A 7,468-nucleotide genomic window follows, 5' to 3' on the forward strand; every position below is an offset into this window, starting at 1 on the left:
TTTCCTATCAATATTTACAGCTCAGTTCTTTCGGTCGACGATATTCAGCGGGTAGTTTCGCGATAGCCTTACGCAAAGCTTTAATCCGAGTATCGTGTGATGGATGCGTTGATAAGAACTCAGGGGGTTGTTTACCATCTGATGCGGCAGCCATATTACGCCATAACGCCACACTTTCTTCTGGATCAAAACCCGCTTTCGCCATCAATTCTAAACCGACAACGTCCGCTTCAGATTCTTGTGTGCGTCCATACGGTAACACCACGCCATATTGCAGCCCTAAGCCTAGCGCTTGCATTGCCGTGTCTTTATACTCTTGGTTTTGCAACGCGTAATCCGTCACCTGTAAGCCAAAATTAGTGATCTTTGATTGTGATAAACGCTCGTTACTGTGATTAGCAGTGACGTGAACAATTTCATGCCCCATTACCGCCGCTAATTGTGACGGTGTTTTTGCTACTTTTAATAACCCGGTATACACACCAATATGGCCACCCGGCAGGGCAAAGGCATTCACTTGTGGGCTATCAAAAATAACCACATCCCAATTGGTCGGCTGATCAACGTAATGCGTCAAGGTATCAGCAATACATTGTACGTAATTATTCAGTTTCGGATCTGTGTTGATCTTTTCTTGCTGTTTGATTTGCTCAAATGACTGTGCGCCAAGATGCGTCATGTCACTGCTTGAATACAACAATACTTGATTACGGCCTGTTGGCGATGCTGTACACCCGACAACCAAAGATGATAATACGACTAAAGGTAAGATTTGTTTAAACATGCGCCCTCCATATTGGCTTCTTTATTGTGTAAATAGATAACTTTCTATCAAACCAGTATAAGGAGGACACTACAAATAGTACAATACTAACAACAGGCTAAGTATTAAAAATTTTTAAACTGATTGGTTTTTGTGTCGTAATGATAGCCAAGTGTATATAATTTATTCGCGAGCGCTTCGGTAGGCATTTCATAACATGCTGAGAGATCATGTAGATCGGGACATTCAAGTCGCAGTTTTTCATTAACAATCCCGAGTAGGATCGCGGTATCCATTTGTTCAAAATTACTTAAGTCCATCTTCATCACCCATCATATAAGTACTGATAAGTTAAGTGTAGAAGACCCAAGTTATTTTAACAGGTGAAAGATTCTAGGCTGATTTTTTAAACCAATTACTAATGAAAGAAAAACGGGTTTTCTTACGTTGCGCGAGTGTTTCTAAAATGGCTTCATCAATCCACTGTTCTGACATTTTACGCGCATTATCTAGGGCTTTACGATCCACTTTACCTTCGATCATTTTCAATACTTTTTTAATTTGTTTATTATCGTCGCCGTTTAATTGTGCCGCATTAAGCCAAGCATAACCTAAACCATAGTGTTGCTGGATACCTTCGGCGTACACATACATCATGCCTAATTGTACTTGTGCTTTAACATAACGCTTTCGCGCTGCTTCCGCATACAATTTAAACGCTTGGATCTTATCCGTGTCAGTGCCTTGCCCATTAAAGAACATGCTTGCAAGGTTACATTCTGCCGCAGATACTTCATATTTAATCACTTCGGCTGAGTACGCATCAGGATTACTGGTAAATGAACGCACAGCTATGCTGTACCAATAAAAAGCGTCATCAAAATTGCTTCGTGCATAGCACATATCTGCCGCTGCAAGTTGAGAAAAAGGGCTACCCTGCTCTGCTTCTGAGATAATTTGTAAACCGGGATCTTTCGGCTTTGATTGCGTGTTTTCACTATTATTTGACATGCTTGAGCTTACCAATAAAAAACAAAAAGCCAGCAATAGCCGACTGATAGACAAAATTTACTACTATATTTTTATACAGCAGTTATTACATTCTACCGAAACAACATCCTCCTGCATAGATGCTATTACCACGTTGTTTTTTAACCACTGACAGGTAATTGTTTAAGCGATTTTAACAACCGATTTAACCTTGTTTGAATATTCTTATGCTATTATCGGCTTATTAAAGTAGATAAAGGACAAAAAATGTCACAGCAGACAGCAAACAAAGCCGTATTAGTATTCAGTGGTGGTCAGGATAGCACTACCTGTTTAGTGGATGCACTGCAACGTTATGACAGTGTAGACTGCATTACCTTTGATTATGGCCAGCGTCATAGCCAAGAGATCGAGGTAGCGAAAAAGACTGCGGCTTATTTCGGTGTGAAGAATCATAAGATCATCAATGTTGATCTGCTTGGCGAATTAGCGATTAGTTCGCTAACACGTGACGACATCGCAGTTTCTCACGAACTAATGGAGAACGGTTTACCAAATTCGTTTGTCCCTGGTCGCAATATCTTATTCATGACGCTGGCGAGTATTTATGCTTATCAAATTGGTGCAAACACGGTTATTACCGGGGTATGTGAAACAGATTTCTCTGGTTATCCTGATTGCCGTGATGAGTTTATTAAGTCAATTAACCAAGCTTGTAATCTAGGTATGGCAAAAGACTTTAAGTTTGAAACACCATTAATGTGGTTGAATAAGGCAGAAACATGGGCGCTTGCAGACTTGCATGATGAACTTGATTTTGTTACTCACCAATCACTGACTTGTTATAACGGTATTGTGGGTAAAGGTTGTGGCGATTGTCCCGCGTGTCTATTACGTAACAACGGGTTAAATGATTATCTAACCAACAAAACTTTGCATATTACCGCTCTAAAAGACAAATTGCCGCGTTTAGCAAGCATTCAAGCTACGTCATAATAGCTCTTATAATAAGCAAGCCAGAACTCAATTGTATGTGCAATTTAAACATATGCAATTGAGTCCCTTTCTTTATTTTCAATTTTTATAAAAACACGTTAAATATCAGCGCTGAAATTGCAATCAATCCCATGATGGTAACGAAGATATTACTTAACGCTCCACGGTATTTAGCCAATGCTTCAACTTTAGATACCGCGTACATTGGCATCACAAACAAGATCATCGCAATAACCGGTCCAGAAAACATTTCCATCATATTTAAAATACTTGGATTCATTACCGAAACAGCCCAGATACTAGTAAACAGTAGAAAAATAGTCAGCTTGTTAATCGCAGCAGGCGTCATATTTACTTGTTTACGTATCAGACCATTTAAACCTTCACGTGCACCTAAGAAGTGGCCAAAGAATGAAGATGTAATGGCAATGAAAGCAATTAACGGACCTAGAGAAGCAATTAAGGCATTGTCTTTCACATTTGCAAGATACGATAAAACAGATATATTTTGTACTTTAGCTTCTAACAACTGCTCAGGGGTTAAACTAAATACACAAGAAAATACAAAGAAAATAACGAACGAAATAAGCATGATTGACGTACGTTTCAGGATCTGTTCTGACTTCTCCCCAGCTTGTTGACCATAATGGCGCTTTTGTGCCGAGGAAAAGCTAGAGATAGCCGCTGCATGACTAAACGCAAATACAGTGACTGGCACGGCTAACCATAACGTACGCGAGAATTCACCCATATCCGTCGCCATTGATATATCAGGTACTTGCCAATCTTGGATCATGTAAATTGACAGTCCAGCAAGAATAAGCACCAATGGATAAACGATGATCTCAAACGCTTTGAGTACGAGCTTTTCTCCTCCCATCATCACGCCTACCATACCTGCAACCAATATGCCGGATAACAACACACGTGAAGGAGATACTAAACCAAGCTGATTAACAATAAAACTATCGACCGTATTGGTTAAGCCAACACCATAAATAAGCAAAATAGGATAAATAGATAAGAAGTACAAAATAGAAATAATACGACCTGCGTTGGGGCCGAAATGTTCTTCCACAACATCGGTAAAATCAGCTTCAGGTTTTTCCGATGACAGTACAAATCGAGATAAGCCTCGATGCGCCAAGAACGTCATAGGCCCAGCGAGCAGAGCCATAATGATAAGTGGCCAGAATCCACCAGCACCGATATTGATAGGTAAAAACAATATACCAGCGCCTACGGCAGTACCAAATAAACTAAGCGTCCACTTCGTATCATGGGCGTTCCAGCGGCCAGTAGCTGAATGAGACTTAGATTGTGGTTGAGAATGAGATTGACTACTTTTAATATTTAACACGTATTAATCCTTGATATATCGAATGCAGTGTATTAAACAGATCTTCAACTAAAATGCAGATAACTTAACTGCCTACACCTTAAAAACCAGTTGAATGGACAATACATAGGCTTAATATCGATGTAAAGTATTGTTAACCATAATACAACATAGGTCACATCAAATTTACACATTTGTGGGTATAAACACACATATGGCGATGAAATAACAGCGTAATACTGATCGATGACCAGCTCTGTCTCTAAACAAAGGAACAGAACGTTTCGCCACCAGAAATAATTACATCTTTGGATCGATCTTTAATCTCGACATAACTACCTTGTGCCATATCGCTAAATCACCAGTATGGAACCGACCTCAGCAAAGGTGAACGACACTTTGGCGCGCGTTTAAGCATGGATTAATCTTGGCCTATACAAAAATAATATTTATGCAATTATTTACTATCACCGCCAACAACGCACTGTTAATATGCTGATTAAGGTAATGTAGGTAAGTGATATAGGTAAAAACGATGCGACAAGAAAAAATTGAATACTGGCATAATCCTGTATTACCCAATATTGAACTAAGCTCAGCGAATGTTGAAAAGTTTGCTTTCGAACGACACATCCATCTTGATTATCACATTGGGATTGTAACGAGTGGTTGCCAGCAATACTTGCATAAGGGGAAGCAATACCACCTTGCGCCTGGCTTTATTTCTACGTTAAATCCAGACGAAGCACACAATGGCGAGAACATTACCCTTGGTGGTTATCAATCACATGTAATGGCATTACCCGTTGATTATGTTAACGATATTAGCCGAGAAATGAATCAGGCAGAAACCTTTTTCAATGCCCCACTTATCAACAATCCAACGCTATCGCATGCCTTCTTACATTTACATAAACTCTTAACCACAGAGCAAGATGGATCTGCACAACTGCACATCGAAACAACGATGATCGCGTTCATCACAGAGTTGTTTATGCACCATAGCGGTATGCCGATACAGCAACACATATCAACCAAACAACTCTCTACGCAGCAGCTAAGTTATATTAAAACGTTATTCCACGATGAACCGGGTCAGTCATTCCAATTAGATGATTTAGCACAACAGCTTGATTTAAGTAAGTTTCAATTTCTACGTCAATTTAAACGGTCGATGGGAATGACACCCCATGCATATTTAAAAAGAGTACGATTAGAGTATGCGAAAAAAGCGTTAATGAAAGGTGGTAACTTGTCTGATGTGGCCTATCAGGTTGGATTTTTTGATCAAAGCCATTTCAATAAAGCCTTTAAGAGTGCATTTTTAATTACCCCTTCGCACTTTCAACGCCGTGTACTTTAGTTATTTAAGACACAAACTGTGTTCTAGCATCCTTAATGCATTCTCAAGATTGTTCCAATATTCCCTTAATCCTAGAGAACCAGTGTCAAACACTGGTTCTCTAGATAAAGCACTGTAAATAAATAAGATCTAGATAGGACTAAACAACAATTTTAATGTCCGCCGTGCTGAAAATAGAGCTTTTCTAACGATGGTAAATTTTGTATCAAAAACTTAATATCATCATTTTTCATCGCTGCGAGTTTTTCAAGTCCCTCACTATATAGGTTGTCAGGGATAAGACTTCTGACATCAGATCGGGCGCCTGACTTAATCACTTTACGTAGCACAGACAGTACCTTCTCGGTGTCACGTTGACTATTAATGACGTCAAAAAGTAACTTGCCATCCACATACGTTTGTACGACGGTTGGTGTATCGTCTGAAGTTCTAGGATCAGCTGAAAGAACAACCACATCACCAAACTTTCCGACTTCCAGAGAGCCTCGTGTATTTTCTTCGCCATATTGATAAGCCGCCGTAACAGTATTGGCCATCAGCGCCTCATCCCAAGTCAATTGATGTTCACGACCTAAGGGCTCAGGTAATGTCTTACACTCATCTTTTACTTTCACGTTGTCGGTATCACACATTTCTCGTTTTACCGCCGTTTCCATAATATGCATAGGGTCGATGGGAACAATCGGGGCATCACTGTGTAGCGTAAAAGGTAAGCCTATCTCTTTAGCCCAGCCTGTAGCGCTAATGTTTTCAGCACGGCCAGCTACATCACCAGGATTACCAAGAAAAGTCTTTTTATGGCGAAGCCCCCAATAATATACGTGCTCAGTAAAGAAGGATGGAATCATGCCGAGGCCCTTGAGTCGCAACATTTGCTCGCGCGTTGTAACTTGCGCATGTATTGCCACCAATCTTTTCGCTCTAACCTCTTCCTTACTAATAGCGCCATCTAAAATAGCTGTTTCAATGGCCACCAAATATTGTTCCATAGCCGCATCACCATTAACATGCGCGTATATTTGCCAATTATTTTTCAACAAATTTTTCACCACGAGATTCAATTCTTTATCTTTAATCTGTGCTTGTCCCTGCCAATTTTCACAACTTTCATCAGGGCAATCAGTGGGGTTAATAGAATAATAAGGGGCGGATAAATGTCCAGTATAGCCCTGTATCGAACCATCAAGAACTAGCTTTACTCCTCCGACTTTGAAAAAATCAGTCTCTTTCGGTAAAAAATTAGGGGAATCAAAGTCGCCTATCGCTTCTGCACTTTCTTGGTCAGGTAAAATAACGAGTCGTGGTGTTTTACTGATAGCTTGAATAATCTTTAACAACCTTCCCGAATACGCCGCCTTTGGTGTCAAACCGTCCTGAGCGGTTGTCACCCCAGCGGATAAATAATGTTCACCAACACTCAAAAGCCCGAGTAATACTTGCTCCATCGGTATATGTGACGCGACTTTAGTTAGGGCATAGGCGTGAGCGGCCTCCTTCAATACACCGTTTGGTTTATAACTACCACTCTCTATGGGTTGACCTTTTACACCACAGCAAATACCATTATCACTATCATCAAGAATTCTTTCCAAGTGCTTATTTAAAATGAATCCTTCGCCGTCCACGCCATAAATACCCGCTTTTTTGAGCGCTTTAGTATTCGCGGAACCCATATGTGAAGAGGTGTGGGTTACATAAACCGCACGGTCAATCAAGTCAAGTTGCTTAGTGGTAGGATGTTGTTTACCTTCGAGCAGGGTATCATCATAGCCATTACCCATAATCCAATCTCGACTTGACCAGCCATTCCACTGCGTAGACTTTTGATTTAGAGAACCGAGTAATGTGGATGGATTATCTAGGCTACTTGCATCGCCAATTCTCACTACATCACCCAGCGGTGGACTTTGCAGATCGGCAAAAGGTGCGTACAGTCCATGCATCAAAAAATGACTATGCGAATCAATGAAGCCGGGAACAAGCGTTTTCCCTTCTAAATCAATTTTTTTATTTTGTG

General features: G+C 40.3%; 7 protein-coding genes. 2 read left to right on the forward strand and 5 right to left on the reverse strand.

Features of this window, described 5'->3' with window-relative positions:
* Positions 1 to 7: 7 nt before the first annotated feature.
* From PE36_RS08095 to PE36_RS08105, 3 genes are all read right to left on the reverse strand, one after another.
* On the reverse strand, positions 8 to 784 hold the full coding sequence (locus tag PE36_RS08095) for a M48 family metallopeptidase (RefSeq protein ID WP_006031506.1): 777 nt from the start codon (positions 782 to 784) through the stop codon (positions 8 to 10).
* A gap of 104 nt (positions 785 to 888) precedes the next feature.
* Positions 889 to 1,083 (reverse strand): DUF4250 domain-containing protein, encoded by a 195-nt coding sequence (locus PE36_RS08100; protein ID WP_006031507.1) that lies wholly within the window; start codon positions 1,081 to 1,083, stop codon positions 889 to 891.
* Positions 1,084 to 1,156: 73 nt separating this feature from the next.
* A complete protein-coding gene (locus PE36_RS08105) occupies positions 1,157 to 1,774 on the reverse strand; it encodes a tetratricopeptide repeat protein (RefSeq protein ID WP_006031508.1) in 618 nt (205 codons plus the stop codon).
* A gap of 246 nt (positions 1,775 to 2,020) precedes the next feature.
* On the opposite strand from PE36_RS08105, the gene queC reads away from it, so the two are divergent.
* Complete coding sequence (gene queC, locus PE36_RS08110; RefSeq protein ID WP_006031509.1) at positions 2,021 to 2,749, forward strand: 7-cyano-7-deazaguanine synthase QueC; 729 nt, start codon at positions 2,021 to 2,023, stop codon at positions 2,747 to 2,749.
* An 85-nt stretch (positions 2,750 to 2,834) separates the two neighbouring features.
* Here queC and PE36_RS08115 read toward each other — a convergent pair whose 3' ends face one another.
* On the reverse strand, positions 2,835 to 4,109 hold the full coding sequence (locus tag PE36_RS08115; RefSeq protein WP_006031510.1) for a hypothetical protein: 1,275 nt from the start codon (positions 4,107 to 4,109) through the stop codon (positions 2,835 to 2,837).
* 514 nt (positions 4,110 to 4,623) lie between these two features.
* Here PE36_RS08115 and PE36_RS08120 point away from each other — a divergent pair.
* Positions 4,624 to 5,451 (forward strand): AraC family transcriptional regulator, encoded by an 828-nt coding sequence (locus PE36_RS08120; RefSeq protein WP_006031511.1) that lies wholly within the window; start codon positions 4,624 to 4,626, stop codon positions 5,449 to 5,451.
* 152 nt (positions 5,452 to 5,603) lie between these two features.
* Here the strand turns inward: PE36_RS08120 and PE36_RS08125 are convergent.
* Positions 5,604 to 7,468 (reverse strand): amidohydrolase (locus tag PE36_RS08125; RefSeq protein ID WP_006031512.1); only part of this gene is annotated, 1,865 nt, incomplete at its 5' end.

Origin of the sequence: Moritella sp. PE36 (assembly GCF_000170855.1) — a bacterium.
Taxonomy (GTDB): Bacteria; Pseudomonadota; Gammaproteobacteria; order Enterobacterales; family Moritellaceae; genus Moritella.